Origin of the sequence: Arthrobacter sp. Cr_A7, assembly GCF_029222765.1 — a bacterium.
Lineage (GTDB): Bacteria > Actinomycetota > Actinomycetes > Actinomycetales > Micrococcaceae > Arthrobacter.
This window is the reverse complement of record NZ_JARHXQ010000039.1, coordinates 17,850-43,762: the sequence shown is the minus strand read 5'-3', so window position 1 is coordinate 43,762 and position 25,913 is coordinate 17,850. Positions and strand designations below refer to the sequence as shown.

At 65.4% G+C, this 25,913-nt stretch carries 28 protein-coding genes; 14 read left to right on the top strand and 14 right to left on the bottom strand.

Annotation, left to right across the window (positions count from 1 at the left end; translation table 11 throughout):
• Positions 1 to 19: 19 nt before the first annotated feature.
• Positions 20 to 220 (bottom strand): hypothetical protein, encoded by a 201-nt coding sequence (locus tag P2Q66_RS02180; RefSeq protein WP_079598089.1) that lies wholly within the window; start codon positions 218 to 220, stop codon positions 20 to 22.
• Between the two features lie 280 nt (positions 221 to 500).
• Here P2Q66_RS02180 and P2Q66_RS02175 point away from each other — a divergent pair, with 280 nt between their 5' ends.
• From P2Q66_RS02175 to P2Q66_RS02150, 6 genes are all read left to right on the top strand, one after another.
• Positions 501 to 1,205: a hypothetical protein gene (locus P2Q66_RS02175; RefSeq protein ID WP_275725238.1), complete on the top strand. Its 705-nt coding sequence runs from the start codon at positions 501 to 503 to the stop codon at positions 1,203 to 1,205.
• Positions 1,206 to 1,313: 108 nt separating this feature from the next.
• Positions 1,314 to 2,072 carry a class F sortase gene (locus P2Q66_RS02170; RefSeq protein ID WP_275725237.1) on the top strand — a complete coding sequence of 253 codons (759 nt, stop codon included), beginning with the start codon at positions 1,314 to 1,316 and terminating at the stop codon, positions 2,070 to 2,072.
• A 54-nt stretch (positions 2,073 to 2,126) separates the two neighbouring features.
• Positions 2,127 to 2,645 carry a universal stress protein gene (locus P2Q66_RS02165; protein WP_275725236.1) on the top strand — a complete coding sequence of 173 codons (519 nt, stop codon included), beginning with the start codon at positions 2,127 to 2,129 and terminating at the stop codon, positions 2,643 to 2,645.
• Between the two features lie 267 nt (positions 2,646 to 2,912).
• Positions 2,913 to 3,257 carry a metal-sensitive transcriptional regulator gene (locus P2Q66_RS02160; RefSeq protein WP_275725235.1) on the top strand — a complete coding sequence of 115 codons (345 nt, stop codon included), beginning with the start codon at positions 2,913 to 2,915 and terminating at the stop codon, positions 3,255 to 3,257.
• A 58-nt stretch (positions 3,258 to 3,315) separates the two neighbouring features.
• A complete protein-coding gene (locus P2Q66_RS02155; RefSeq protein ID WP_115526069.1) occupies positions 3,316 to 3,555 on the top strand; it encodes a cation transporter in 240 nt (79 codons plus the stop codon).
• A 21-nt stretch (positions 3,556 to 3,576) separates the two neighbouring features.
• Positions 3,577 to 6,045 carry a heavy metal translocating P-type ATPase gene (locus P2Q66_RS02150; protein WP_275725234.1) on the top strand — a complete coding sequence of 823 codons (2,469 nt, stop codon included), beginning with the start codon at positions 3,577 to 3,579 and terminating at the stop codon, positions 6,043 to 6,045.
• Here the strand turns inward: P2Q66_RS02150 and P2Q66_RS02145 are convergent, their stop codons facing one another.
• Entirely contained in the window at positions 6,046 to 6,318 is a 273-nt protein-coding gene (locus tag P2Q66_RS02145) for a DUF2277 domain-containing protein (protein ID WP_275725233.1), read from the bottom strand.
• Between the two features lie 212 nt (positions 6,319 to 6,530).
• Here P2Q66_RS02145 and P2Q66_RS02140 point away from each other — a divergent pair, with 212 nt between their 5' ends.
• Complete coding sequence (locus tag P2Q66_RS02140; protein ID WP_079597892.1) at positions 6,531 to 6,797, top strand: WXG100 family type VII secretion target; 267 nt, start codon at positions 6,531 to 6,533, stop codon at positions 6,795 to 6,797.
• 92 nt (positions 6,798 to 6,889) lie between these two features.
• On the opposite strand, the gene P2Q66_RS02135 is transcribed toward P2Q66_RS02140, so the two are convergent.
• A complete protein-coding gene (locus P2Q66_RS02135) occupies positions 6,890 to 7,951 on the bottom strand; it encodes an EamA family transporter (protein ID WP_275725232.1) in 1,062 nt (353 codons plus the stop codon).
• A gap of 71 nt (positions 7,952 to 8,022) precedes the next feature.
• Between P2Q66_RS02135 and P2Q66_RS02130 the strand changes: the two genes are divergently transcribed.
• A complete protein-coding gene (locus P2Q66_RS02130; protein ID WP_079597894.1) occupies positions 8,023 to 8,568 on the top strand; it encodes a CGNR zinc finger domain-containing protein in 546 nt (181 codons plus the stop codon).
• A gap of 25 nt (positions 8,569 to 8,593) precedes the next feature.
• Here the strand turns inward: P2Q66_RS02130 and P2Q66_RS02125 are convergent, their stop codons facing one another.
• The 3 genes from P2Q66_RS02125 to P2Q66_RS02115 form a co-directional block, all read right to left on the bottom strand.
• Positions 8,594 to 8,950, bottom strand: a complete 357-nt coding sequence (locus tag P2Q66_RS02125) for a hypothetical protein (protein ID WP_079597895.1) — start codon at positions 8,948 to 8,950, stop codon at positions 8,594 to 8,596.
• Between the two features lie 104 nt (positions 8,951 to 9,054).
• On the bottom strand, positions 9,055 to 9,645 hold the full coding sequence (locus P2Q66_RS02120; RefSeq protein ID WP_275725229.1) for a DUF308 domain-containing protein: 591 nt from the start codon (positions 9,643 to 9,645) through the stop codon (positions 9,055 to 9,057).
• A 25-nt stretch (positions 9,646 to 9,670) separates the two neighbouring features.
• Positions 9,671 to 11,023 (bottom strand): MATE family efflux transporter, encoded by a 1,353-nt coding sequence (locus tag P2Q66_RS02115; protein ID WP_275725227.1) that lies wholly within the window; start codon positions 11,021 to 11,023, stop codon positions 9,671 to 9,673.
• Between the two features lie 191 nt (positions 11,024 to 11,214).
• On the opposite strand from P2Q66_RS02115, the gene P2Q66_RS02110 reads away from it, so the two are divergent.
• The 3 genes from P2Q66_RS02110 (at position 11,215) to P2Q66_RS02100 (ending at position 17,474) form a co-directional block, all read left to right on the top strand.
• Positions 11,215 to 11,649 (top strand): DoxX family protein, encoded by a 435-nt coding sequence (locus P2Q66_RS02110; RefSeq protein ID WP_275725226.1) that lies wholly within the window; start codon positions 11,215 to 11,217, stop codon positions 11,647 to 11,649.
• 343 nt (positions 11,650 to 11,992) lie between these two features.
• Positions 11,993 to 16,390: an SGNH/GDSL hydrolase family protein gene (locus P2Q66_RS02105; protein WP_275725224.1), complete on the top strand. Its 4,398-nt coding sequence runs from the start codon at positions 11,993 to 11,995 to the stop codon at positions 16,388 to 16,390.
• 112 nt (positions 16,391 to 16,502) lie between these two features.
• Positions 16,503 to 17,474 carry an acyl-CoA thioesterase gene (locus P2Q66_RS02100; RefSeq protein WP_275725222.1) on the top strand — a complete coding sequence of 324 codons (972 nt, stop codon included), beginning with the start codon at positions 16,503 to 16,505 and terminating at the stop codon, positions 17,472 to 17,474.
• 9 nt (positions 17,475 to 17,483) lie between these two features.
• On the opposite strand, the gene dnaB is transcribed toward P2Q66_RS02100, so the two are convergent.
• Complete coding sequence (dnaB, locus tag P2Q66_RS02095) at positions 17,484 to 18,866, bottom strand: replicative DNA helicase (RefSeq protein WP_079597900.1); 1,383 nt, start codon at positions 18,864 to 18,866, stop codon at positions 17,484 to 17,486.
• A 658-nt stretch (positions 18,867 to 19,524) separates the two neighbouring features.
• On the opposite strand from dnaB, the gene P2Q66_RS02090 reads away from it, so the two are divergent.
• Together P2Q66_RS02090 and P2Q66_RS02085 are read left to right on the top strand one after the other, a co-directional pair.
• On the top strand, positions 19,525 to 19,983 hold the full coding sequence (locus P2Q66_RS02090) for a hypothetical protein (RefSeq protein ID WP_275725220.1): 459 nt from the start codon (positions 19,525 to 19,527) through the stop codon (positions 19,981 to 19,983).
• 4 nt (positions 19,984 to 19,987) lie between these two features.
• Positions 19,988 to 20,560, top strand: a complete 573-nt coding sequence (locus P2Q66_RS02085; protein ID WP_079597902.1) for a hypothetical protein — start codon at positions 19,988 to 19,990, stop codon at positions 20,558 to 20,560.
• Positions 20,561 to 20,592: 32 nt separating this feature from the next.
• On the opposite strand, the gene P2Q66_RS02080 is transcribed toward P2Q66_RS02085, so the two are convergent.
• Positions 20,593 to 20,919, bottom strand: a complete 327-nt coding sequence (locus P2Q66_RS02080) for a zf-TFIIB domain-containing protein (protein ID WP_275725219.1) — start codon at positions 20,917 to 20,919, stop codon at positions 20,593 to 20,595.
• A gap of 60 nt (positions 20,920 to 20,979) precedes the next feature.
• The gene (locus P2Q66_RS02075; protein WP_275725218.1) at positions 20,980 to 21,606 is read right to left on the bottom strand and encodes an FMN reductase; all 627 of its coding nucleotides are present in this window, start codon (positions 21,604 to 21,606) and stop codon (positions 20,980 to 20,982) included.
• 129 nt (positions 21,607 to 21,735) lie between these two features.
• Between P2Q66_RS02075 and P2Q66_RS02070 the strand changes: the two genes are divergently transcribed.
• Entirely contained in the window at positions 21,736 to 22,158 is a 423-nt protein-coding gene (locus P2Q66_RS02070; RefSeq protein WP_275725216.1) for a DUF1801 domain-containing protein, read from the top strand.
• Between the two features lie 63 nt (positions 22,159 to 22,221).
• On the opposite strand, the gene rplI is transcribed toward P2Q66_RS02070, so the two are convergent.
• From rplI to P2Q66_RS02045, 5 genes are all read right to left on the bottom strand, one after another.
• Positions 22,222 to 22,674: a 50S ribosomal protein L9 gene (rplI, locus tag P2Q66_RS02065; RefSeq protein ID WP_079597905.1), complete on the bottom strand. Its 453-nt coding sequence runs from the start codon at positions 22,672 to 22,674 to the stop codon at positions 22,222 to 22,224.
• Between the two features lie 17 nt (positions 22,675 to 22,691).
• Positions 22,692 to 22,931, bottom strand: a complete 240-nt coding sequence (gene rpsR, locus P2Q66_RS02060; protein WP_003800144.1) for a 30S ribosomal protein S18 — start codon at positions 22,929 to 22,931, stop codon at positions 22,692 to 22,694.
• Positions 22,932 to 23,059: 128 nt separating this feature from the next.
• Positions 23,060 to 23,638, bottom strand: coding sequence for a single-stranded DNA-binding protein (locus tag P2Q66_RS02055; protein ID WP_079597906.1), 579 nt, complete (start codon positions 23,636 to 23,638; stop codon positions 23,060 to 23,062).
• 74 nt (positions 23,639 to 23,712) lie between these two features.
• The gene (gene rpsF, locus P2Q66_RS02050; RefSeq protein WP_015939036.1) at positions 23,713 to 24,018 is read right to left on the bottom strand and encodes a 30S ribosomal protein S6; all 306 of its coding nucleotides are present in this window, start codon (positions 24,016 to 24,018) and stop codon (positions 23,713 to 23,715) included.
• 289 nt (positions 24,019 to 24,307) lie between these two features.
• Positions 24,308 to 25,723, bottom strand: a complete 1,416-nt coding sequence (locus tag P2Q66_RS02045) for an amino acid permease (protein WP_275725167.1) — start codon at positions 25,721 to 25,723, stop codon at positions 24,308 to 24,310.
• Positions 25,724 to 25,913 lie beyond the last annotated feature (190 nt).

Genomic DNA, 25,913 nt, shown 5'->3' with positions numbered 1-25,913 from the left:
CTGCCCGCAACGACTTTTGCTAGTCCACGAACTCCGACTGCGTCTCGATGAAGTCCCAGTCATCCTCCGTCAGCACCGCTGCCGGATTGTCCGGGTGGGGCCCGCCCGCTTCGGCGATACCCTGCAGCACCGGCAGCGGCAGTTCCTCCGCACGAAGGTTCTCCCGCAGCCATTCCTTGGTCTCAAGATCCAGGTCCAGCCACCACATGTAGATTTCCACGACGTCCACGCACCCTTTCGTTTGCTTCAACGTTAGGCGCGGCGCTTTTCGTGGACAAGGCTCATCCTGTCCGGCAAGTAGCCCGGGCCAATGTTCGGGTATTCACAAGTAACCGGGCCTCCGGACGCACGCAAAAGACGAGTACCACCTACTGGCGACCGGCCCCCGCCGTCGCTTCTAGCCTGAAACCTCAAGCAAGCTGACCGTGTGCTGGGGCATCGGCGTCACCGCTGGCCCTCCTCAACATGGTCCGTTTCACATCACACTGGGGAGAAGAATTATGAAACGCACCATCATCACTGCGGGGGTGTTGGGGCTGGGGCTGGTCGGCCTGACCGCCCCTGCCATGGCAGCATCCGACAACGTCAGCCTTTGTCACGCGAAAGCAGGGGGCGGTTACACCTCCAACAGCATTGACGATTCCGGACTCCATGGCCACGATCGCCACGGCGATGACATCATCCCGCCTAACGAGCACCTGCGGGGCGGACAGAACTGGGACGCTGCCGGGATCGCAATCCATGCCGGCGGTTGCGTTGCCGCCGCCGTCGTAGTGCCTCCGGTCGTCGTGCCGCCCGTTGTGCCTCCTGTGGTGGTGCCGCCGATCGTCGTCGAGCAGCCGCCCGTCGTCGTTGAACCGCCCGCAGCCGCGCCGGTGGTGGATCCGCCTGTTGAGGTGCCGGCCGTCGTCGTTGAACCGCCCGCAGCCGCTCCGATTGTAAATCCTCCGGCTGCTGCCGCGCCTGCGTCCGGTGCCGTGGTGGTTCCCGCGCAGCCGGCCGCCGCCGCGCCGCAGGCAGCCCCGCGGGCTGGTGCTGCGGCAACCGCAACCAACAGCCTCGGAACCAACCAGGGGTACAACGCCCAGACTGCGGTCGGCGGCGCTGAAAGCTCCCCTGCCTGGCTTGGCGGGCTCGGTGCGCTGATGGCGGCGGGAGCGGCTGTGGCATTGCGCCGCCGTTCCGGCTCCTCCATGGCGAACTGACGCCGCCCGTGCCGCAACCAGCGGCCACCTGACAAGGAAGGCGTTCCGCCAGTGCCCGGCGGGACGCCTTCCTTCCTTTTCATTCCGAGAACAGCGATGAGGAGCCCAATGTCCCGGGAACGCAGCCGGCACTCCGCCCAGGTCCGGCCCCGCTGGCGCCGCTGGAACCGAGGCGACCTCGCCATCCTGCTGTGCGGCGTCCTTGCCTTCCTGTCCATCACGTTCGGCGGGCCGCTGCTCCAGCTGACCCAACCGGCCGCCGTCGGCACCTCAGCACCCACTGCCGCCGACGTTCAGTCTTTGGAGCCGGCGCCCATCGCGGTAACCGACCCGCCGGAAGGAACGGTTGCTGCCCCGGTTGCTCCCGCGACGCCGGCGGAAGGCACGACGGCGGTACCGCCTGTGCAGGAGCCGGCCCTTCCAGCGGCGGCAGCCCCGGTACGCATCCGCTATCCGTCTGCGGGCTTCGATGTGCCGGTGCACCCTTTGCAACCTGACAGTGCCGCACAGGCGAGCCAAACGATTGTGCCGCCCGAGACGAAGGACGGTTACTGGCTTACACCGTTCGGGATGCCCGGAGCCGGGTCGGCCAACACAACCTATGTGATCGGCCATAGTTGGGATGGCGCCGAGGCGCCTTTTAACCACCTGAGTTCCGCCGCCGCGGTGGGCCACCGCTTCGACGTCGACACCACGGCCGGAACCATGACCTACCAGGTGGAGAACGTCACGACGTACCTGAAGTCCAGCCTGAAGGACAGTCCTGTCTGGGACATCGTGCCCAACCGCCTGGTCCTCATCAGCTGCTACACCAAGGACCCGTGGGGAAAGAACATGGTGGTGACGGCCTCACCTGCGGTTTCATAAGGAATCAAGGTCCCGTACCTGTTCAGGGGCCTGTCACCGGGCGGACAATGGGCTATGACATCCGAACGATTCAGCGGCACGGCCCCGCTACTGGTGGGGATCATGCCCAAGCAGCACCCGGAGGTCCTGCAGACCGCGGCTGTCCTCGCCGCCCGGTTGGGCACGCCGCTGGTGTGCGCCTACGTGGATGAAGCCAGCTATCTGGTGGAATGGGACCCGGCGCGCTCAGCACACCGGCTTTCCCTGCACCCGGATGCTGACGATGATGACATCCGCGCCCTGACAACCGGACTGAAGGCGGACATACAGGCCGCGGTGGAAAAGGTGCCGTCCGGGAGCGGCACCGTGGAGTGGACGCTCCGCACGCTTTCCGGCGATCCGGCCCGGGCATTGGGCCGGTTGGCAGCGGAAACCAACGCGCCGATGATTATTGTCGGTACTTCAGAACGCGGCTTCTCCCATCGCCTCTCGGAAGCGCTGAACGGATCGGTGGGGGCCTGGCTGAGCCATCACCAAAGCAGGCCGGTACTGGTGGTCCCCTACAAAATGCCCGCCCACGAGGACCGGGCTTAAGCACTGCCGGGACCGCTTTTCAGGCCCTCGAATAATAAAGCGAAAGTAGTTATTCGCAGTGCTGGCGGAGGGCGCTACCAGCCAGTAAGCTGATTCAAGCAGGCCAAATCCACCTGAGGTGGATCCCGCGTTTGCCCAAAAGCTGCTCCGGAGTGCGTATCCCCCAATAACGCACTCCGGAGCTTTTTTGTGCCCACAACCGGCGACCCCCGGCATACCCCCTAGGGGTACTTGCCGTTATACCCCCGAGGGGTATAACGTGGACACATGAACTCTACGGAAGAAGCAGTTGCCGCGCCCGAGGCGGACTCCGCACCGGACCACGGGTACACCGGCAACAAGGAGGCCTACCTCCGGCGCCTGAAGCGCATTGAAGGCCAGGTGCGGGGAATCGCCCGGATGGTGGATGAGGACAAATACTGCATCGACATCCTCACCCAGGTCTCCGCCGTCACCAAGGCCCTGCACGCCGTCAGCCTGGGCCTGGTGGAAGAGCACATCGGCCATTGCGTGGTGGGTGCCGCCTCCGAACCGGACCCGGCCGCCCGCGCCGAAGCCATTGATGCCAAAGTCAAGGAAGCTGCCGACGCCATCGGCCGGCTGCTTCGCTGACAGCTACCCCCCCAACGCCATCGCCGGCTACCGCCGGCCAGACCCAAAGGAGCCAGCCATGAGCACCACCTCCCCCACCACCACAACCGTCAGCGTCTCCGGAATGACCTGCGGCCACTGCATCTCGGCGGTCAGTGAAGAACTCGAAGCCCTCGCGGGGGTGGAAGCCGTGGACGTCGAACTCAATGCGGGCGGTATCTCCACCGTCACCATCACGTCCGCGCAAGAGCTTTCGCCCTCCGAAATCGGCGAGGCGGTGGCAGAGGCCGGCTACCTGGTCGTCGCCAACGAAGCCTAGAAAGGTCCCGGGACAACGGACATGAGTTCCCAGGAACTGCTCCACCCGCCGGGCAACCGGGTGGTGGAGCTGGATATCGAGGGCATGACCTGCGCCTCCTGCGTCAACCGCGTGGAAAAGAAGCTCGGCAAACTCGACGGCGTGCAGGCCTCAGTCAACCTCCCGCTGGAATCCGCCCACGTAACCGTGCCCCCAGGAATCACGGACGAGCAACTGATTAACACGGTCAACGCGGCAGGCTACAAGGCAAGAGTCAGCCCCCCGCGGTACCCCAACCGGAGTTCCGGTGACCTGCCTAGCTATCCGGACCGGAATACCAGCCCCGACGCCAATGCACTCGTCGCGCCGCCCACGAGCGGGGACACCGGGGACTTGCGGCAGCATGCGTCTAAGCGAGGAACGAGCGAGCATGCCGAGCAAGTCGCCGGTGGCACCGCGGCCGGTGACCACGATCGCGGCGCCGAGGACCACATGGCCCACGCCGCTGCAGCACGGCTCCGGCCCCGCCTGATTTTGGCTGCCGTCCTGACGGTGCCCGTGTTCCTGGTCTCCATGTTCCCGGCATTCCAGTTTCCGCACTGGGGCTGGGTGGCGGCTGCCCTGGCGCTGCCGGTGGTGACGTGGGCGGCCTGGCCCTTCCACCGGGCAGCGGCCATCAACGCGCGGCACCTGGCCTCCACCATGGACACGCTGGTATCCATCGGTGTTGCCGCGGCTTACCTATTCTCCGCCTGGCAGCTGTTCCTGGATCCCCGCATGACCGAACACCCGGGCATGGAGGGGATGGAGACCGGTGGCCTGTACTTCGAGGTAGCGGCGGTGGTCACCACCTTCCTGCTGCTGGGCCGGTACCTGGAGGCCACCGCCAAGCAGAAGGCAGGCGACGCCCTGCAGGCCCTCCTCAACCTGGGCGCCAAGGATGCCACCGTGCTGCGCGGCGGCATGGAACACCGAATCCCGGCGGACCAGCTCCAGGTGGGTGACGTCCTGGTGGTGCGGCCCGGCGAAAAAATTGCAACCGACGGCCTGGTGGTCGAGGGGCATTCGGCGGTGGACGCGTCCCTGGTGACAGGTGAGTCAGTACCGGTGGAAGTGGGACCGGACAGCCCCGTGACCGGCGCAACCATCAACACCTCCGGCAGGCTGCTGGTCAAGGCAACACGGGTCGGCTCAGAAACCACCCTGGCGCAGATGGCACGCCTCGTGTCCCAGGCGCAGACCGGCAAGGCACCCATCGCACGCCTCGCCGACCGCATCAGCGCCGTCTTCGTTCCGGTGGTCCTGGCCATCGCCGCGGCCACCTTCCTGCTGTGGCTCCTGCTGGCCGGCCCGGACCTTGCGGACGGGCTGCGCCCGGCGTTCACCGCCGCCGTCGCCGTCCTGGTCATCGCCTGCCCCTGCGCCCTGGGGCTCGCCACTCCCGTGGGCCTGCTGACGGGCACGGGACGGGGTGCGCAGCTGGGCATCCTCATCAAGGGACCGCAGGTCCTCGAGGACACCCGGTCCGTGGACACCATCCTGCTGGACAAGACCGGGACCGTGACCACGGGCATCCTCGCCGTTGATGCCACGGTGGCATTCGAGGGCTTCCGGGAAGATGAGGTCCTCCGGCTGGCCGGAGCCGTGGAATCGGCGTCGGAGCACCCCGTGGCCCACGCCATTGCGGCAGCAGCCAGGGCCGCACAGGCAGCGAACGACGGCGGTTTCCTGCCTCCCGTGGAGGACTTCCGTTCCGCCCCGGGCGGCGGAGTGTCGGGAATCGTGGGCGGGAAGCTGGTGACCGCCGGCAGGACCGGGTGGCTGCAGCACAACGGCATAACGCCCGCCAGTGGTCACCAGGCGGTACTGGCGGCAGCGGAATCCGCCGGCGCCACCGCCATCTGGGTTGCCGTGGATGGGACTCCTGCCGGCATCATCAGCCTGCGGGACACCATCAAGGAAGGCTCGGCCGCAGCGGTGGCCAGGCTGAAGCAACTGGGGCTGCGCCCCATCCTGCTGACGGGTGACAACGCCGCAGTGGCCGCGCAGGTGGCGGCCGCCGTCGGCATCGATGCAAAGGACATCCATGCCGGTGTCCTGCCCGAAGGGAAAGTCGCGGCGGTCCGCACACTGCAGGCCCAAGGCGCCACCGTGGCCATGGCCGGTGACGGCGTGAATGACGCTGCCGCCCTGGCCCAGGCGGACCTCGGCATTGCCATGGGTTCGGGAACGGACGTGGCCATCGAGGCCGCGGACCTGACGGTGATGGGCAACGACCTCGCGCAGGTGGCCCAGGCCATCGAGCTGTCCAGGAGGACCCTGGCCACCATCAAGACCAACCTTTTCTGGGCGTTTTTCTACAACGCCGTGGGCATCCCGGTGGCCGCACTGGGGCTGCTCAACCCCATGATCGCCGGGGGCGCGATGGCAGCCAGTTCCGTCCTGGTGGTGGCCAACTCACTGAGGCTGCGCAGCTTCGGAAAACAGCCGCAGCGGGCGGCGAAAAACTAGTCAGGCCGCGCCGTACCGCACTGCGGCGCGGGCCTTGGCCTTGGCCGCCTCGGCTTCCCGGTCCTTGGGAGGCGCCTGGGAGACCAGGGACTCCAGGAGGTGCTGGGTGATGTGGGCGATCTCGTGCACCGCCTCCTCGAAGGCTTCCTGGTTGGCCTTGGAAGGCTTGGTGCTGCCGCTGACTTTCCGCACATACTGCAGCGCTGCGGCGTGCACTTCCTCGGAAGTGGCGTGCGGCTCGAAGTTATGGAGGGTTCGGATATTCCGGCACATAAGGCCATGCTAGGCTCTGGAGCGCCTGGGATCGACCCCTCCTGCGCAGGATGCGGGCACCTGGCCATGGGGAGCACGGCATGGGCAGGGGTGCCCATCGACACTGTTTTGACGGCCGGGGTAGGTTTTAGGCAATGGATCTTCCGGACAAGCCGGGGGCCGCTGGGGATGCCGACCTGGTTCGGATCCACTCACCACACAAGGAGAAACTGATGGCTATTTGGGGTGCAGACGTTGAGCAGCTTCGTACGCTCGGCAGCAGGCTACAGCAGGGCGCGGACGTCATCGAATCGCAGCGCAGCAATCTCACCGCTCTTCTGGACAACACACAGTGGCTGGGACCGGATGCTGACAAGTTCAAGGAGCAGTGGAGGGGCGAGCACACCACCAGGCTGAACCAGGTTGCTGAAGCACTCAAGGAAGCCAGCAACCGGGCAAAGCAGAACGCCGACCAGCAGTTCCAGGCCTCCCAGGGCTAGCCTTCGCGTTGGAAACACTTGGCAGGGCCGGACACCGTGTGGTGTCCGGCCCTGCTGGTTTAACCCTCCGGCCGGCCCTCGCGGCGCGGCACTTAGGGGACGGGTTCGACGTCGTTGGCGTGCTCCAGCGGTGACGTCGCCTGTGTCCTGGCTTCCTTGTTCGCCGTGGTTGTGACTGCACCGCGCAGGGGCGGCACCGGCGCCCGCAGTTCGTCAAGCCGGACCAGGATGACACCGCCCACAATGAGGACGCCGCCCAGGAGCTGGACAGCCCCCGGCAGTTCCCCCAGCAGCAGCCAGGCCCAGATCACGGCAAAGAGGACTTCGGTCAGCGACACGAAGGACGCCACCTTGGAACCCAGCGCCCGCGCGGCCATGATGCCCGAGACGTAGGCCAAAACCGTCGCCAGCACCACCAGGCCGGCCAGCGGGGCCCACCACGGGGTGGTCCAGGGACCGAGTTTCGTGTCTGCGGCGCTGAAGGCCATGGGGAGCAGGCCGGTGGCTGCGGCAAGCCACATCACGGCCGCACCCGCCATCAGGCCCCCCGAGGCCAGCACGATGGGCGGCAGGGTGTCGTTTTCCTTCGCGGTGATGAAGAAGTAGATGGCCAGGCAGACCGCCGCTGCAATGCCCCAGAGCACGCCCACCGGATCCACCTTGACCGCACCGGTAAGGTCCAGGACCAGTACCAGGCCGGCCAAGGAGAGCAGGGTTCCCCCGAAGGTGAGGGCCCGGGGACGCTTCCGGCTGGCGGCCCAGAGCCACAACACGATGATGACGGGTGCCAGGTACTCGAGGAGGAGGGCAACGCCCACGGACAAACGGGCCACGGCATTGAAATAGAACAACTGGCATGCGGCCACGCCGATCAGTCCGAACAGGAGGATGGTCACCCAGTTGTCCCGCAGCTGGTGCCAGCGCCCCCGCAGTGCGGGAATGGCCGGAATGGCGAGGATCAACGCGGCGCCCGTTAGCCGGGCCGTCACGGCGGCTCCCGGCGTCCATCCGGTTTCCAGCAGCGCCTTGGCGAACGAGCCGGAAAGCCCGAAGACGGCGGAGGAGAACAGCGCCACCCCCAGCCCGGATGCCAGGAACCCCCGCCGGGCAGTGGGCGTTTGGCGGTTCTGGGCGTGGTTGTTGGCGGCAGGCACCGTCGCCTCCTGTCAGGAGTAAAGTGGGGTAATGGTCATGACATTACGCTTCCGCACTGTAAGGAGTCAAGATGGTTTTTGCCCCTGACACTGAGGTGGCACTTCGCACCGTGGTAAATCTGATCAACTCCGCGGCGAACGGCAGGGAAGAGCTTGCGGCACAGGCGGACCTGGACAGTTTTTTGGCCGCCGAAGGCTTTTCGGGTTCCAGGACCCGGGACGAGGCGGAGCTCGCGAGTGTCCGGGAGCTTCGGCGCCAGTTGGCGGCAGTGTGGACCGCCAGTGAAGATGCTGCGGTGGAAACGGTGAACCGGCTGCTGCGCGAGGCGAACGCATTGCCCCAGTTGGTCAAGCACGATCGCTGGGATTGGCACCTGCACGCCACTACGCCGGAGGCGCCGCTGGCAGACCGGATGAGCACGGAAGCGGCCATGGCGCTGGCGGACGTCATCCGCGGCAAGGAGATGGACCGGCTGCGCACATGCGAGGCCGAAGACTGCGACGCCGCCGTTCTGGACCTCAGCCGGAACCGGTCAAAGCGTTACTGCGACACCGGTAATTGCGCCAACCGGATGCACGTGGCTGCCTACCGGGCGCGGCAGGCAGCAGCAGGCTAGCAGTACTGCCATTCAGGGTGGCGGGTCAGCGGTCCGAGGGCCCCTCGGGTCCGGCCTCGGAAGCGGGCGGATTCTGTGCGCCAGGGGCGCCGAAGCCGTGGGATGGCTTTTTCGAGCTGAGGTTGACGCCCGAGCCTTTGCCCAGGTGCTCGGCATTTTCCTTGTAGCTCATGGACAGCATAGCCGCTATCACCAGGGTGACGATGAACGCAATGCCGGCGCCGGTGAAGGCAAGGTCGAAGCGCGGGGTCTTGGCGCTGCCACCGGAGGCAAAGATCAGGACTGCCACGAAGGTGACGACGGCCCAGAACGCGGAGAACATCAGCGGCCCCTTCACCGAGGTCCGCAGCTTGCGCGGTTTTCCTGGATGCTGGTCTGCCACAGTGAATCCTCCCTGCAGGCGGCACGCTGCCGTCCTGGTTTACGTAGTGCGGTGGTTCGCCCGGCCCTATTTTTCTACAGCGAGTAGAACCGCGCCTTCCTAGTTTACGGCTTCCCGGCCCCGCCCCGGGCATCGTGCTTGAGCGTCAGGCCGGAGAGTACCCACAGGACGCCCGAAATGATTGCCCCGCCACCGGCCACTCCGAGCAGGGCATGCGCACCCAAGTCGATGAAGAAGGGCAGGACGGCGGCGGTTCCCAAGCCAATGATGCCGGATGCAATCCAGTCCCGTGCCAGGACGTGCCGGCCGCGGAACCGCAGGCCGCACCACAGCTCCAGGGCTCCGGCCACGCCCAGGCCGAGGGCTGCTATGACACCAAAAAGCAGGTCGCTGTGCATCAGCACCAGGGCGAACCCTGCACCCGTGAGCACTGAACCCGCAGCGGAGAGCAGCTTGCCCGGCGTGGATTCCCGGGCGAACCCGGTGGCGGGAGCGCCCCAAAGGGAAACAACGCCGGTGGCCAGCAGGTACAGTCCTCCGGCCCAGCCCATGACCTCGACGGAGGGCGATGGCCAGAAAATGGTCACTGCACCAAACACGAGGGCCGCCGCCGAGCGGAGCAGCACCGGCTTCCACAGGTCGGGCCGGGGTGCAGTTCCCGCTGCTGCGCCTGCGGGTGTTATTGGTTGCGTCACCGGTCCAGTTTAGTGGGGCGGACCGCTAGGCCGAACCCAGGACCATCCACCGGTCTGACCTCGCGCGCACCCCGAGGGTGACGGCTCGGGCCGCCATATAGCCCACCGCGAAAGCGGCCCACAGCCAGCCCAGGCCCGCTGCGCCCGCGGCACCGGACACGGCAACAGCGGCGAGCAGCGGCGCATACACGGCAAGGTTGACCAGCCCCGCCAGGGCCAGGTACTTGGCATCACCTGCGCCGATCAGCACGCCGTCCAGCACAAAGACGTAGCCGGCGATTGGCTGCCCGGCCGCAAGGATCCATAAAGCGACGGCCAACACGGACTGGACCTGCTGGTCGGACGTGAACAGGGCTCCTGCCCAGGGGGCCACCGCGGCGAGCAGCAGGCCCGTCACCACGCCAAAGCCGGTTCCCCAGCGGATCATCGTGCCGGTGAGCAGGCGCGCCTTGCCCGCGTTGGAGGCGCCCAGTTCCTTGCCGATCAGTGCCTGCGCGGCGATGGCCAGGGCATCCAGTGCGAAGGCCAGGAACGAAAAGATGGTCATTGCGAGCTGGTGGGCAGCGAGGTTGACTGCGCCCTGCGCGGTAACCACCAGCACGGTCACGAGGATGGCTGCGCGCAGGTTGAGCGTGCGCAGCATCAGCCAGGACCCCACGCGGGTCATGCTGCGGATGCCCCGCCAGCTGGGCAGGAGGCTGACGCCGTGGCGGACCGCGTTGCGGCGCACCATTACGAGGTAGACCGCCGCCATTGCCCACTGGGCCACGCTGGTTCCCACCGCCGAGCCCGTGACAGACCAGCCCAGTCCGTAGACCAGCCACAGGTTCAGGACGATGTTCAGGCCGAACCCGGCGGTGGCCACCACCAGCGGGGTCCGCGTATCCTGCAGTCCGCGGAGAACGCCCGTGCCGGCGAAGATGAGCAGCATGGCCACCAGGCCGGGCATGGACCAGCGCAGGTAGTCCACGGCGAAGGCCCGCACCTCGCCTTCCGCGCCCATCAGGCCAATCAAAGGTTCGGCAGCCACGAAGCCGGCAACCGCAAGGCCCACGCCGAGCAGCAGTGCCAGCCACACGCCGTCGCGCCCGGCCGCCAGGGCCTTGCCCAGTTGCCCGTCGCCAATGGCACGGGCGACGGCCGGGGTGGTGGAATACGCGAGGAAGACCATCAGCCCGACGGCGGTGTGCAGCACCGCGGACGCCAGTCCGACGCCGGCCAGTTGTGCCACGCCAAGATGCCCCACGATGGCGGAATCCGCCAGCAGGAACAGCGGCTCGGCCACGAGTGCCCCGAAAGCAGGGACGGCGAGACGGAGTATTTCCCGGGCATGGCCCTTGCGGGACTCCACGGGAAGGGAGGGCGATTGTTGCGGCACCGTGCCAGCTTAACCTTCCGTGACATTCACCCGCCGGTCGTGCGGCCGGACATGACAAAGCCCACAGTTCCGCCTGATTAGTTGACTCTTCAACCTTTCGTGCGGAAGACTGGATACCTCAAGCCGCTGTGATCCGTCCCTGCTTGCACACCTGTCCAGCTCCGACCAAAATCCGAAACGGTGGATCTTCCATGAACCAGTCCCGACTTACCACTACCGCCATCACGGCCCTCCGCATCGTCCTGGGCTTCCTCTTTGCCGCCCACGGCTGGCAGAAGTTTAACGAGTGGACCATTGCAGGCACCCAGGCCTCGTTCGCCAAGATGGGCGTGCCGGCCGCCGAGATTGCAGCCCCGGCCGTCGCCGTCCTGGAACTGGCCGGCGGAATCGCCCTGATCCTGGGCATCCTCACCCGGGTGGTTGCCGCCCTCCTGGCCCTGGATATGCTCGGCGCCCTGTTCCTGGTGCACGCCTCAGCCGGCGTCTTCGCCGCCAACGGCGGCTACGAACTGGTCCTGCTCCTGGCCGCTGCCGCATTCGCGCTGGCACTCACCGGCGCGGGCCGCGTCTCCGTGGACCGCGCCCTGTTTGGCCGCAGCAACTCCAAGCTGGCAGTCCTGGCCTAACCACGGCCACGAAAACCCCGCTCGACGGCGGCTGGGCACCTAGGGTGCCTGGCCGCCGTCGGCGTTTAGGCGGCGAGCTATCGAACATTGAGGAACAGCCCGGACCATAAAGGCGCAGGAAAGATTGGGAAAACGCTTGCCTGTCTGCTGTTGCTGCTGGTAAACCTGTGACTGTTGCAGTGAGAGCTGCATCACCGCACCCCAGGTCTCAGCCTTTCTTCAACTGGTCACTTCCGGGAACCTTCTCCTGCGTCGCGCGCATCTGCACTGCTGCGCTTTTCTTTTGAATCGTTCCAAAGTAAGGCCGGGGCCGCTTCACCACCGCTCATCGAAGGAGATGTCCGTGAAGAAACCCCCGCAAGCAAAACCAGGCCCCGAGGCAGGGCCGCCGCAGCGCCGCAGGATCCTTACCTCGGGCACCAAGGCTGCCACCGCGGCTGTTGCCTCTGCCGCGATCGCTTTGACCGGCCTCCCGCCGGTCCACGCGGACACCACCGCACTGCCGCCCGTGGGCAGCGGGTTCAAGTTTGATTTTGGCCCCGGTTCGACGGCTGAGGGCTACACGCACGTGGACGCCGCCAGCCAATACTCCGCAGCCGGGAAGTTTGGCTTCACCGACACCGCCGTCACCTCGGGAGCAGACCGCGGCACAGGTGACCCCCTCCGCTCGGACTTCGTCCAGGCCCAGGGCAGCACCTTCCTGGTTGACCTGCCCAATGGCGACTACACCGTCAAGCTGACAGCAGGCGACGCTGCGGAAGCAACCAACATCGCCATCACCGCCGAGAAGATGGCCAAAGTCCAGCTCACGGACAAGCCGGCAGGCCAGTACCTGGAGATGGAATTCCCCCTCTCGCTGGTGGACGGCCAGCTGAACCTCGATTTCAGCGGCACAGCGGCCAAGATCAATTCACTGGTCATCTCCGCCCGGGCTCCCCGTACCGCCACCACCGATCCCGGCGTCTACCTGGCCGGTGATTCAACCGTGCAAACCTACGACCCCGGCTTCGTACCGCAGGCCGGCTGGGGCCAGATGATCGACCGGTACTTCGACGGTGCGGTGACCTTCCGCAACCACGCCATCGGCGGCCGGAGCTCCAAGAACTTCATTAGCCAGGGACGGCTCGATGAGATCCTGCGGGTCATCAACCCCGGCGATTACCTCATGGTCCAGTTCGGGCACAACGATGCCACCATCGGCGTGGACGACCGCTACGCCTCCCCCGAGGACTACAAGGAGTACCTGCGGACCTACGTCCATGGTGCCCGGCAGCGCGGTGCCACCCCCATCCTGGTCACCCCCGTGGGCCGCCGCGACTTTGACGAGGCCACCGGCAAGTTCCGGGTGAGCTTCCCCGAGTACGTAGCCAAGATGCAGGAACTGGCCACCGAGGAGAATGTGGCCCTGGTGGACCTCTCCGCCTCGAGCCGCGCCTACTACGACGCGATCGGTCCGGAGGACACCAAGTCCGTGTTCCTCCACGTCGACGCCGGCGTCTACCCCAACCGCCCCACCGGAACAGTGGACAACACGCACTTCCAGGAATACGGCGCCATCCAGATCGCCCGCCTGGTGGCCGGCGGAGTGAAGCAGCTCAGCGTTCCGCTGGCCTCCCGCGTCAAGGAAATCGCACCGCCGTCGTCCGTTCCCGCCACGCCGCAGGGACTCGTGGCCGGCAGCGTTTCCAACGCGGGGGCACTGCTGAAATGGCAGCCCGTTGAGGGTGCGGACATCTACAAGGTGTACCGCAAGCTGGCATCCGAGCCGGACAGCGCCTACAAGCTCACCACCACCGCAACTGTGCCCACCGCCAACCTGGCGGGACTGGCCGAAGGCACCGCGTACAGTATCCGCGTTGCGGCCATGAACGGCAAGGGTCTTTCCGAACCCAGCGACGCACTGTCCGTGACCACGAAACAGGCAAAGTACAAGTTCGACTTTGGCCCCGTGGGCGCGCCCGTCGAGCCCGGCTACACCGAGGTGAACCGGACCATGGGCTACACCCCGGAACGCGCCTTCGGCTTCAAGGACATCTCGGTCCTCAGCGACCGGGACCGCGGCGCCGTCACCACCAACCTGCTGCGCGACTTCGTCCTGAGCGGCTCGAGCTTTGAATTCCAGCTGGACGTGCCCAACGGCACCTATGCCCTGAAGACGTACCACAGCGACTGGATCGGCTCCACGCGGACCGATGTGGCCGCCGAAGGCATTCCCTTCGGCCAGGTCTCCTCCAGCCGCGCCTCCTCCGCCACCAAGATCATCAACCAGGTCCTGGTCTCGGACGGGCAGCTGAACCTGGCCATCAGCGGCTCGGGCCAGCGGCTTAACGGCCTGGAGGTCACCCCGCTGCTGGTGGGCCCGACGAACCTGCACACCACAGCGGTCAACGCGGCGGCCGAACCCCCTGCCGTCGACCTGGCCTGGGATGCCGTGGCCGATGCCGCCAGCTACAAGGTCTTCCGCCAGGCGTCCTTCGAGTCCGAACCCCAGGTCATCGCGGAAAACGTGGCCGCCCCTGCGTTCCAGGACACCACTGCCTTCGCCGGACTGGCCTACAAGTACTTCGTCACCGCCGTGGACAGCACCGGCCTCGAATCGGTCCCCTCCAACACGCTGGAGACCGCCCTTGTGGACCCCGGCACGCCCGTCCCCGCGCCCACAACCAAAGTGGACATCAAGGCAGTGGAGAAGACCAGCGTGACCTTGAAATGGCAGAAGGTGGCCAACGCCGCCGCCTACCAGGTCTACCGTTCCACCTCACCTGACGGCCCGTTCGAATACGTTGGCCGGGCCACCGAGGTGAACTACACCGACTACACGGTCCTGACCACCATCAAGTACTACTACCGCGTCACCACCGTGAACAAGGGCGGTGAATCCGCGCCTTCACACGTTGTGGGAACGGAAAAAGTCACCGTGGTCAACCGGCAGATGGAGCAGCTTGACCGGGCACCCGTGGCACTTCTGACGGACGGCGGAGTGCGCGTTGGCTGGCGCATGCTGGGCCTGGACCCGGAGCAGGTGGGCTTCCACGTGATCCGCGACGGCGTGCAGCTCACCGACGAGCCCATCCGCAACAGCACCACCTTCCTGGACCCCTCGGGCACAGCTGCCTCCCGCTACGTCATCAAGAGCGTGGGTAACGGCGGGGAACAGCTCACGGGCGAGTTCACGCCGCTGGCCCAGGGCTACCTGTCCGTGAAGCTGGACAAGCCGGCGGACGACTACACCAAGGACGGGCAGCCCTACAGCTACTCGGCGGGTGACGCGAGCGTCGCCGACCTTGACGGCGACGGCACCTACGAAATCCTCCAGATGTGGTCCCCGTCCAACGCCAAGGACAACTCCCAGGCGGGCTACACCGGCCTTGTCTACGTGGACGCCTACCGGATGGACGGCACCAAACTCTGGCGGATCAACATGGGCCCGAACATCCGTGCGGGCGCCCACTACACCCAGCTGCTGGCCTACGACTTCGACGGCGACGGCAAGGCCGAGGTTGCCATGAAGACGGCGGACGGAACGCGGGACGGTGCCGGCTCCGTCATCGGGAACGCCGGGGCCGATTACCGGAACAGCAGCGGCTACGTGCTGACCGGGCCCGAGTTCATCACCGTCTTCCACGGCGCCACCGGCACCGTCATGGACACCGTGGCGTATGAGCCGCCGCGGGGAGACGTGGGGGCCTGGGGTGACACCTACGGCAACCGTGTGGACCGGTTCCTGGGAGCCGTGGCCTACCTCGACGGCGAGCGTCCGTCCATGATGTTCAGCCGCGGCTACTACACCCGCGCCGTCCTGGTCACGTACGACCTCTCCGGCGGCAAGCTGGTCAAGCGCTGGACGTTCGACTCGGACATCAGCGGATCGCAGTACCGGGGCCAGGGCAACCACAACCTGTCCGTCGCGGATGTGGACGCCGACGGCAAGGACGAGTTCGTCTTCGGATCCATGACCATCGACGACAACGGCAAAGCGCTCTACAGCACGGGCCTGGGCCACGGCGACGCGATCCACACCAGCGATCTCGATCCGTCCCGGCCGGGACTGGAGACCTTCGCCGCCCACGAGGATATGGGCTCAAGCGGCAACAAGGGCGCTACGTTCCGGGATTCACGGACAGGTGAAGTGCTCTGGAGCATCCCGGCCACCAAGGACACGGGACGCGCTGCTGCCGGAGACATCGACCCCCGCCACCCGGGTGCCGAAGGCTGGGCCATCGGCGGAGACGCCGCCTGGAACTCCCCCGTCGGTCAGCTCCGGTCCGCCAAGGGTGAGCTGATCGCGGAAAAGATTCCCGCCGCGAACTTCCTGGCCTGGTGGGACGGCGACCTGCTGCGCGAAATCGTCGACCACGACTGGGATGCCACCACCAACACAGGTACCCCCAGCATCGCCAAGTGGAACTGGGGGACGGAGTCCAGCGACCGGCTGCTGACAGCAACCGGTGCCAAGACCAACAACAGCACCAAGGGCAACCCGGCCATCCAGGCCGACTTGCTGGGTGACTGGCGGGAAGAGATCGCCTGGCCGTCAGCAGACAGCACCGAACTGCGGATTTACACCACCTCTTCCGGTACTGACGTCCGCCTGCGGACGCTGATGCACGATCCGGTGTACCGCCTCTCCGTGGCACGGGAGAACATCTCCTACAACCAGCCGCCGCACCCGGGCTTCTTCATCGGGGAAGGCATGGAGCTTCCTGCCCAGCCGGACATTGTCTACACCCGCGCCGGCTAGTCCCGATTAACACCGACCTGCCCCGTCCGCCGATTCGGCGGGCGGGGCAGTTCTGTTTGTCACTTTGCCGGGGCGACCGGCGGGTAACCGGGGGCGTCAGTATGATCACAGCATGACGTCCACCGGCACCCCGAATTCCGTAACCCTCCGCTTCCTGGCCGCGCCGATGGACGTGGGCCACAGCGGGTCGGTGGACGCCGGCACGGTCCTGGAGTGGGTGGACAAGGCGGCTTATGCGGCGGCCGTGGGCTGGGCGAAGTCCTATTGCGTCACGGCCTATGTGGGGAACATCCACTTTGCGGATCCAGTGAACAGCGGCGACATGGTGGAGGTGGAGGCGACCATCGTGTACACCGGGCGGTCTTCCATGCACATCCGGACTGTTGTGTCCTCGGGAGATCCCAAGGGCGGCGCGGCCACCATGCGCAGCCAGTGCATAGTCATCTTCGTGGCTGTCGGAGAGGATGGCAAACCGATCCCCGTGCAGCAGTTCGAGCCCGTCACGCCCAAAGAGATTGAGCAGCGGGACCACGCCCTGGCCCGGATCAAGGTCCGCGAGCAGATCGTCGAAGCGATGAACCGGCAGGAATATACCGATGCCGGTACGGCAGAGCGCGTGACGCTCCGATTCATGGCCGCGCCCACTGACGTGAACTGGGGAGGCAAGGTCCACGGCGGAATCGTCATGAAGTGGATCGATGAAGCCGCCTACGTTTGTGCCACCCGCTACTGCGGCCGGGACACCGTGGCGGTGTTCTCGGGCGGAGTCCGTTTCTACCGGCCCCTGCTGATCGGGCACGTGGTGGAGGTGGAGGCCCGCCTCGTGTACACCGGAACCAAGGGTATGCACATTGCGGTACACGTCCGCTCCGGCGACCCCCAGGGCGGCGGGCTCAACCTCACGACGTACTGCCTCACCGTGATGGTGGCGCGCGACGACGAAGGCAACTCAGTGCCGATTCCCGCCTGGGTGCCTGTCAGCGACGAGGATAAGAGGCTGCACGCCCACGCGCGGGAACTTCTCGAGATCAGGGGTACGGCGCCGGGCAACCGGCTCCCCAACCACTTGCTGACCCAGGGCTGACCCGGTTCCCTAGAAGCCGCCACCGCCGGCGTCAGCCGCCATGTTGGCGAACCGGGAGTAGTGGCCCTGGAAAGCCACCACGATGTCCTTGGTGGGGCCGTTACGGTGCTTGGCCACCAGGATGTCCGCTTCGCCGGCGCGCGGGGATTCCTTGTCGTAGACATCCTCGCGGTGGAGCAGGATCACCATGTCGGCGTCCTGCTCGATGGAGCCCGATTCACGGAGGTCCGACACCATGGGCCGCTTGTCCGAGCGCTGCTCGGACCCACGGTTCAGCTGGGACAGCGCGATGACGGGGACCTGGAGCTCTTTGGCCAGCAGCTTCAAGGCACGGGAAAACTCGGAGACTTCCTGCTGCCGCGACTCCACCTTCTTGCCGGAACTCATCAGCTGCAGGTAGTCGAGGATGACGAGCTTGAGATCGTGCTGCTGCTTCAGGCGGCGGCACTTGGCGCGGATTTCCATCAGGGACATGTTGGGACTGTCGTCGATGAACAGCGGGGCATCATTCATGCGCCCCATGGTGGTGGCGATCTTGGACCATTGCTCGTCCTTGATGGTGCCCTTGCGGAGGTCCTGCAAACCGATGGTGGCCTCGGCCGAGAGGAGGCGCATGGCGATCTCGTTCCGGCCCATTTCGAGCGAGAACATGACCGTGGACAGGTTGTTCTTAATCGCGGCGGAGCGGGCAAAGTCCAGGGCGAAGGTGGATTTACCCACGGCCGGACGGGCGGCGATAACGATCATCTGGCCCGGGTGGAGCCCGTGCGTGAGCTCGTCGAGTTCAAAAAAGCCGGTGGGCACACCGGTCATGCCTTCACCACGGTGGCCGGACGCTTCGATCTCGTCCACGGTGGACTCCATGACGTCCTTGAGGACCACGTAGTCCTCAGCCGTCCGGCGTTCCGCCACAGCGTAGACCTCGGCCTGGGCCTGGTTGACCAGGTCCTCCACCTCGCCGTCCGAGCCGTAGCCCAGCTGGACGATCTTGGTGCCGGCGTTCACGAGGCGCCGGAGGACAGCCCGTTCGGCCACGATCTCGGCGTAGTACCCGGCATTGGCAGCGGTGGGAACGGTCTGGATCAGCTCGTGCAGGTAGGCAGGGCCGCCGATCCTGTTGATTTCTGCGCGCTTGGTGAGCTCATCGGAAACCGTTACGGCATCGGCTGGTTCGCCCCGGCCGTACAGGTCAATGATCGCTTCGTAGATGGTCTCGTGGGCAGGCCGGTAAAAGTCCTGGCCGCGGAGGATTTCCACAACATCGGCGATGGCATCCTTGGAGAGCATCATGCCGCCCAGCACCGATTGCTCGGCGGCGATGTCCTGGGGAGGCTTCCGGCTGGTGTCTGATCCGCGGGTGGTCTCGACCTGGTCCAGATGCGCGATTGACAAAGCTGCCGTCCTCCATTTGTACCGGGGCCTGGGTTGCCCGGTTATTGCTGTCCTGTTGAGGCCTCATCCGGAAAAGTCCGTGCTCCGCCACCCGTACAGGTGTATCGGCAGGGTCTGACAATGCTGCCGCCAGTCCCTGGAACCGGAAATATGGAGTTATCCCCACTGTCCACAGGTTTTCCACAGAGGCCTGTTCCGTGGGCCCACACAGGGCCAGGGACTACAGTTTCCCAGGGATCCCGGAGCCGCTGACTGCCCTAAGAACAGGTACCCCGCTACGCTAGCCCCCCGGGACCCGGCAGCAAAGCCGGAAGCCCCGAAGGGCTGTGGATAAGCTGTGCAGTAACCGGCATAGCTTGTGCACAGCCTGTGCGAAAGGCTGTGGATAATAAAAAAGTTTGCCTCCCGTCAGGGCACTGACCTGCGAAAACGCCCATCGGGGGATGTGGAGTAAATATTTCTTCTGTGGAATTTCATCCACAGGCCACGACGCGCCGGGTGCCCTGTTCCCAGCCGATCCATACCCGTGACCAAGTTCATGCCGAGGAAGTGGCCGTCCTCATATTCCCCGTCAAGCGTTTGCCCTGCAGCCCTTCCTCCTGTATGCGCACCGGTGAATATTGCTGTGGATAAAGTGGATCTGGCATAAGCTCTATGTATGGGCGAACTACTGCTGGTGCTGTTGCCTGCGATTGTGTTGGTGGCGCTCATTTGGGGGCTCTTCACGGCGCTGAGCCCCCGCGACACCGGCATGTCGGACGCGGAAAAATACCAGCGCGACCTCGCGGAGCGCTCAGCCCGGCACTATGCAGCCCAGGTCGAGGCCGCCACTGCAGCGCGTGCAAGGCTGGAGGCCAAGACCCGCCCCAGCCAGAACACGCAGCAGCACACCCAGCAGCAGGACCATGCCCGGATGGACATGCTGAACCAGGGTGCCACCGCGGGTTCGGGCCATAACGGAGTAATGCCTGCCGGGGGTGCCCAGCTGAACCATCAGCTGGCCATGCAACTGCAGGCCATGGTCCGGAGCGGCCAAAAGGTGCAGGCCATCAAACTGCTCCGCCAAGCAACGCAATCAGATCTGGCCACCGCCAAAAAATACATAGAACGGCTCTAGAACAATGGAATCGCTTGTGGTCCCTGTCCTCATCCTCCTGGCTGTTATCGCCGGAGTTGCACTGGCAGTCCGCGCCATGGGCAGGCGGAAGGCAACACGCACGGCCGAACCGGCACAGCCGGCGGCGACGTCCGCAGAGTTGGCGCGCACTGCCGCCGCAAAGCTGTCAGAGGACGAACACCGGCGGCTCTATGCGCTGATAGCGCAGGGGCAGGCCATGGCCGCCATCAAGCTGTACTACGAAGCCACCGGCGATGGCCTGCGGGCTTCCCGCGATGCGGTGGGCGCACTGGCAGCCCACCCGCAGCCTTACCGAAGCCCCGAGGTGGCCGGCCCGGAGCAGGACGATGACGAGGACGATGAGCCCCAAAGGTTCCCGTACCGGTACCGGGCCATCGCCAGCAAAGGCGACGTGACCCGCGAGGTGAGCAGCAACATGCTCAATGACGAGATCTACGGCAGGATCCGCACCCTGGCACGCAACGGCGACACGGAGGCCGCGGCCACGGCACTCACCCGGCACTCGGACATTTCCATGAAGCAGGCCCGGGAGTTCATCGAACTGCTGGACGACTAAGGCCGGCGCCCGGAGGGGCCGGGACGCCGTGCCTAGAAGTCGAACAGCTCGCCCAGCCAGCCTTCCTTCTTCTTTTGCTGGTGCCGGCGGTCATAGTCACGGTCGTGCCCCTGTTTCCCGTACTTGCGGTCGTCGTAGCGGGGCTGCTCCCGCCGGGGCTCGAAGTTGGGGTAGAGCGGTGGCGGCGTGGGCCCGGGTGCCGGACGCGCCGGCATTGCCGGAGATGCAGCAGGCATGCCCGCGGCCCGGTCAAGGATCTTGTCGAGCTCGCCACGGTCCAACCAGACGCCGCGGCACTGCGGGCAGTAATCGATCTCCACCCCGCTGCGCTCGGTCATCAGAAGGTCTACGGAATCCACTGGGCATTTCATGTCCCGCACAACGACCGGCGCCTCCCGAAAGTTCGCCACCGCCAAGCGTTAGCGATTTCCGGAAATGCCGGCCAATAGCTGCTCGAAGGGCAGGGACTCCATCGGAGCCGCCTTACGGCCTGGCTGAGGTCCTTCCAATAGCCGGGTGAACTCGCCGGCCGCACGGTTGATCCGCTCCCCGAGGGACGATCCGCCGCCGTCCACGCTGCCCCAGTCCTGGGGACCGGCAAAGACACCGGTTGCCACCATTCGCGCGCGGAGGTAGCTGAACAGCGGGCGCATGGCGTAGTCCAGGACCATCTGGTGGCGGTCCGTACCGCCGGTCGCGCCCAGCAGGACCGCCTTGCCGTCCAGGGATTTGGGGTCCAGGACGTCGATGAATGACTTGAACAATCCGCTGAAGGATGCGCTGAATACGGGGGTCACGGCGATAATTCCGTCTGACGCCTCCACGCCGGCTATCACGTCGGCGAGGCGGGGAGCCGCGTAGCCGGTCACGAAGTTGTTGGCGATGTCCACGGCCAGGTCCCGGAGCTCCACGACGTCCACTGTCACGTCGTATCCGGCCGCGGCCAGTTGCCGCTCAGCCGACGCGGCCAGCTGGTCAGCCAGCAGGCGGCTCGACGACGGTACGCCAAGTCCTGCGGAAAGAACTGTGATGCGGCGGGTTTCCATGGCATTCTCCTGTTGCTCGTTCACTTCACCATACATGCATTTGCATTTATACGGTGAACTGATGCTGCCCCGCAAGTATTCCCGCGGGGAACGTTCCCTGTGCTGCCGCGCGTCTGCCAGACTACCTGGATGAATGAGAACAAGACCGGGCCCACAGAAGTGCCCGTGGAGGAGTTCCTGGCGTCCGTGGAACACCCGGTCCGGCGCGCTGACGGGTTTGAACTGCTGGAGTTGATGAAGTCCGTTACCGGGCAGGACCCCGTCATGTGGGGTCCCAGCATCGTCGGCTTCGGCAGGTACCACTACCGGTACGGCAGCGGACGGGAGGGCGATTCCGCCGCGGTCGGATTTTCACCGCGCAAGGCGAACCTCGCCCTCTACGGCCTCACCTACGGCCCGGACGCGGACAGGCTGCTCCCGGTGCTCGGCAAGCATAAGACGGGGGCGGCGTGCCTCTACGTCAACAGGCTGGACGACGTTGACCGTGACGTCCTCGCCGGGCTGATCCGGAGCGGGTACCAGCATGTGATGGCTGAACTTCATACCCCGTGAAACAGCAAGAGAAAACCCCCGCCGCCGGGTTACGGCGACGGGGGTCTTTCCTGCAGTCAGAGACTACTTGCCAGCTACGACCTCAAGGTCGATCACAGCAGCAACGTCGTCGTGCAGACGGACGTTGGCCTGGTAGGAACCTACCGACTTGATGTGTGCGGGCAGTTCAACCTTGCGCTTGTCGATGCGGCCAAGGCCTGCGGCCTCAACAGCGTCGGCAACGTCGGCCTGCTTGACCGTACCGAACAGGCGTCCGGTCTCGCCGGCCTTGACGACCAGCTTGACCGGCTTGGCGGAGAGTGCAGCGGCCTGCTTCTGAGCGTCTTCCAGGGAAGCGTGCTCGCGGGCGGCGCGGGCAGCCTTGATGGACTCAACCTGCTTTTCGCCACCCTTCGACCAGGTCAGGGCGAAGTTGCGGGGCAGCAGGTAGTTACGTGCGTAACCGTCCTTGACCTCGACAACGTCGCCAGCAGCACCGAGACCGGTTACTTCGTGGGTCAGAATGAGCTTTGCCATGTTAGTTAATCCCTTCCTTAGCCGCGGCCAGCGCCGGAGTAAGGCAGCAGAGCAACTTCGCGGGCGTTCTTGATTGCCTGTGCGATCTTGCGCTGTTCCTGGACCGTAACGCCGGTGACGCGACGGGCGCGGATCTTTCCGCGGTCGGAGATGAACTTGCGCAGCAATGCTACGTCCTTGTAGTCGATGACAGTGATGTCAGCGGCCTTCAAGGGGTTGGACTTTGGTTTGGGCTTACGGAGTTCAGCCTTAGCCATCGTGGAGCTCCTAATCTAGGGAGCCCGTGGATGTTGATCCACGGGATGGTGGTGGTCCGACGGCGGCAGCCGCTCAGGTGCCGTGAGGCACTTGGTGCGGTCCCGGCGTCGGGCCTTTATTGGTTTGTTTAGAAGGGAGGTTCGGAGTCGGGGCCGTTGCCCCAGCCGCCTGCGTTGGAGACACCGGGCGTCGCCCAGGGATCGTCCTGTGCAGCCTGCTGGTTGCCGCCGCCCCAGCCGCCACCGGAGTTGCCGCCCTGGTTTCCACCAGAGTTGCCGCCTCCGAAGCCACCGCCGCTGTTGCCGCCGCCGAAGCCGCCCTGTCCACCCTGGCCGCCGGAGCGCTGGGTGCGGTTGACCTTGGCATTGGCGTAGCGCAGGCTGGGGCCGATTTCGTCGACCTCAAGCTCGATAACGGTGCGCTTTTCGCCTTCTTTTGTTTCGTAGGAACGGCTCTTCAGGCGGCCGGTAACAATCACGCGCATGCCCTTGGTGAGGGACTCGGCGACGTTCTCGGCTGCTTCACGCCAGACGGCGGCGCGGAGGAACAGGGTTTCCCCGTCCTTCCACTCGTTGGACTGGCGGTCAAAGGTACGCGGGGTGGAAGCGATGGTGAAGTTCGCTACTGCCGAACCGGACGGTGTGAACCGCAATTCCGGGTCATTGGTGAGATTACCGATGACCGTAATGGTGGTCTCGCCTGCCATCTACTGCCTCCTTGTTCGATCCTGGGTGAAGAGTGCGTTTCCTGCGGGGTAAAGAATGAAAATCGGTGCTGAAATTACTCAGCAACAACCTTCTGCTCTTCGGGGCGGGTGATCTTGGTGCGCATGATGGTCTCGTTAAGAGACAGCTGGCGGTCAAGTTCCTTGGCGGTTTCCGGCTTGGCGGTGAAGTTCACCACGGCGTAGATACCTTCGGACTTCTTCTTGATGTCGTAAGCCAGCCGGCGACGGCCCCAGATGTCAACCTTTTCGATGGTTCCACCATCGTTGGTGATGACGTTCAGGAACTTCTGAAGCGACGGCTCAACGGTACGCTCTTCGACCTCGGGGTCGATGATTACCATCAATTCGTAAGGACGCATATGTGAACCCACCTCCTTTGGGCTAAGCGGTTACGGCATTTCCGTAACAGGAGGTTCATTTGCGATGCCGTGCGATGCCCCGCCGCCGGAACGGAGGCAGGACGCAGCACAGACTTCAATATCTTAGTGCATTTGGACCGGATAGGCGATTCGCGCTTGACACGAGCCTAGGGCGGACGCTTGCCGAACGGCAGCAGGGGCAGCCCGTATGTGGAAAACCGTCCGCCCGGGGCCGAGGGCGGCTCCGGGCGGGCGGTTTTCAGTCAGGGTCAGGCAAGGTGGGCGGGAATTACGACGCCGGGCCCGCCTTCACGGGCACGTCCTGCGGTTCGCCGGCGTCGCCGGCGGCAGCGGCCGGACCGGACCTGCGGTAGCGCCATACCCCGATGGCCACCACAACCGCGGCCAGGGCGACGGACAGCAGCAGCGATTCCCGGGTGGACTCCAGGATGACCATACCGATGAGCAGAGCCACGATGCTGCCGATCGCCAGCCACGTCAGGTAGGGGAACAGCCACATTTTCAGTGCGAGGTCCTTGGCGGCACTGCCCATGCGCTTGCGGAGGACCAGCTGGGATGAGGCGATGACCAGCCAGACGAACAGGGCGATGGCACCTGAGGTGTTCACCAGGAACAGGAAGACAGTGTCCGGTGCAATGTAGTTCAGGCCGACTGTCACGAAACCGACCACCGTGGAGGCCAGGACTGCCGAAGCCGGCACGCCCCGCCGGGAGATTTTGGTCCAGGAGGCCGGCGCATCTCCGCGCTTGGACAGCGAGAAGAGCATCCGGCTGGCCGTGTAAAGGCCCGAGTTCAGGCAGGACAGGACGGAGGTGAGGACCACGACGTCCATGATGGTGCCGGCACCGGGGATGCCGAAGAGTTCGATGACGGCAACGTAGGGGCTCTTGGCGACACTCGCATCGTTCCACGGCAGCAGGGTGACAACGATGGCAATGGAACCGATGTAGAAGACCAGGATGCGCCAGACCGTGGACTTCACGGCCTTCTTGACGGCGTCCACCGGGTTCTCGGATTCGCCGGCTGCGATGGTGGCGATTTCCGCGCCGAAGAAGGAGAAGACCACAACCAGGATGCCGGCCAGGACCGCGCCGGGACCGTTCGGCATGAACCCGCCGTTATCGAGCAGGTTGGTCAGGCCGGGCGCCGGGACGCCGGGCACCAGGCCAAGGATGGCCGCGGCACCGAACAGCAGGAACAGCACGATGGCCGCAACTTTGATGGAGGCAAACCAGAACTCGAACTCGCCGTAGGACTTCACCGAGCCGAGGTTGGTCAGCGTGAGCAGGACCATCAGGATCAGGGCCCAGATCCACTGGTCAATGCCGGGCACCCACCGGTGCATGATCGCTGCGCCGGCCGTAGCCTCGATGCCCAGCACGATGATCCAGAACCACGCGTAGAGCCAGCCGATGCTGAATCCCGCCCAACGGCCCAGCGCCTTGTCCGCGTAGGTGGAAAACGAGCCGGTTTCGGGGTTCGCTGCGGCCATTTCGCCCAGCATGCGCATCACCAGGATCACCACGATGCCGGCGGCCATGTAAGCCACCAGGATTCCGGGACCAGCCTGCTGGATGGCCGCGCCGGAGCCCACGAAGAGGCCGGCTCCGATGACTCCGGCTATCGCGATCATGGAAAGGTGCCGCGGCTTGAGCGACTTTGCTAACTGTTGGTCAGCGGGCATGGGTGCGCCGTCCTTTGGGTCATTGCGAATGGATGGGAACCTGCGCCGGGGGCAGCAGGCTGGGGGGCCTCCGGGCAAGGCGGCGTCCAGTGCTGCGGGTCACATGTTTCTCCCACCCTAGACGCGGGGGAGGCGGGGAGCTCATGTGCATCGGCACAGACGGCGGGAGGCCAAATCAGATCTTCCCACA

Bases quoted from the DNA above. Each gene is read 5' to 3' on its own strand.
- P2Q66_RS02070 (WP_275725216.1), top strand. From the start codon at position 21,736: ATGAATGAGAACAAGACCGGGCCCACAGAAGTGCCCGTGGAGGAGTTC.
- rpsR (WP_003800144.1), bottom strand. From the start codon at position 22,931: ATGGCTAAGGCTGAACTCCGTAAGCCCAAACCAAAGTCCAACCCCTTG.
- rpsF (WP_015939036.1), bottom strand. From the start codon at position 24,018: ATGCGTCCTTACGAATTGATGGTAATCATCGACCCCGAGGTCGAAGAG.
- P2Q66_RS02085 (WP_079597902.1), top strand. From the start codon at position 19,988: ATGGAATCGCTTGTGGTCCCTGTCCTCATCCTCCTGGCTGTTATCGCC.
- P2Q66_RS02075 (WP_275725218.1), bottom strand. From the start codon at position 21,606: ATGGAAACCCGCCGCATCACAGTTCTTTCCGCAGGACTTGGCGTACCG.
- P2Q66_RS02170 (WP_275725237.1), top strand. From the start codon at position 1,314: ATGTCCCGGGAACGCAGCCGGCACTCCGCCCAGGTCCGGCCCCGCTGG.
- P2Q66_RS02110 (WP_275725226.1), top strand. From the start codon at position 11,215: ATGAACCAGTCCCGACTTACCACTACCGCCATCACGGCCCTCCGCATC.
- P2Q66_RS02055 (WP_079597906.1), bottom strand. From the start codon at position 23,638: ATGGCAGGCGAGACCACCATTACGGTCATCGGTAATCTCACCAATGAC.
- P2Q66_RS02090 (WP_275725220.1), top strand. From the start codon at position 19,525: ATGGGCGAACTACTGCTGGTGCTGTTGCCTGCGATTGTGTTGGTGGCG.
- P2Q66_RS02100 (WP_275725222.1), top strand. From the start codon at position 16,503: ATGACGTCCACCGGCACCCCGAATTCCGTAACCCTCCGCTTCCTGGCC.
- P2Q66_RS02165 (WP_275725236.1), top strand. From the start codon at position 2,127: ATGACATCCGAACGATTCAGCGGCACGGCCCCGCTACTGGTGGGGATC.
- rplI (WP_079597905.1), bottom strand. From the start codon at position 22,674: ATGGCAAAGCTCATTCTGACCCACGAAGTAACCGGTCTCGGTGCTGCT.
- P2Q66_RS02150 (WP_275725234.1), top strand. From the start codon at position 3,577: ATGAGTTCCCAGGAACTGCTCCACCCGCCGGGCAACCGGGTGGTGGAG.
- P2Q66_RS02160 (WP_275725235.1), top strand. From the start codon at position 2,913: ATGAACTCTACGGAAGAAGCAGTTGCCGCGCCCGAGGCGGACTCCGCA.
- P2Q66_RS02145 (WP_275725233.1), bottom strand. From the start codon at position 6,318: ATGTGCCGGAATATCCGAACCCTCCATAACTTCGAGCCGCACGCCACT.
- P2Q66_RS02130 (WP_079597894.1), top strand. From the start codon at position 8,023: ATGGTTTTTGCCCCTGACACTGAGGTGGCACTTCGCACCGTGGTAAAT.
- P2Q66_RS02045 (WP_275725167.1), bottom strand. From the start codon at position 25,723: ATGCCCGCTGACCAACAGTTAGCAAAGTCGCTCAAGCCGCGGCACCTT.
- P2Q66_RS02140 (WP_079597892.1), top strand. From the start codon at position 6,531: ATGGCTATTTGGGGTGCAGACGTTGAGCAGCTTCGTACGCTCGGCAGC.
- P2Q66_RS02175 (WP_275725238.1), top strand. From the start codon at position 501: ATGAAACGCACCATCATCACTGCGGGGGTGTTGGGGCTGGGGCTGGTC.
- P2Q66_RS02155 (WP_115526069.1), top strand. From the start codon at position 3,316: ATGAGCACCACCTCCCCCACCACCACAACCGTCAGCGTCTCCGGAATG.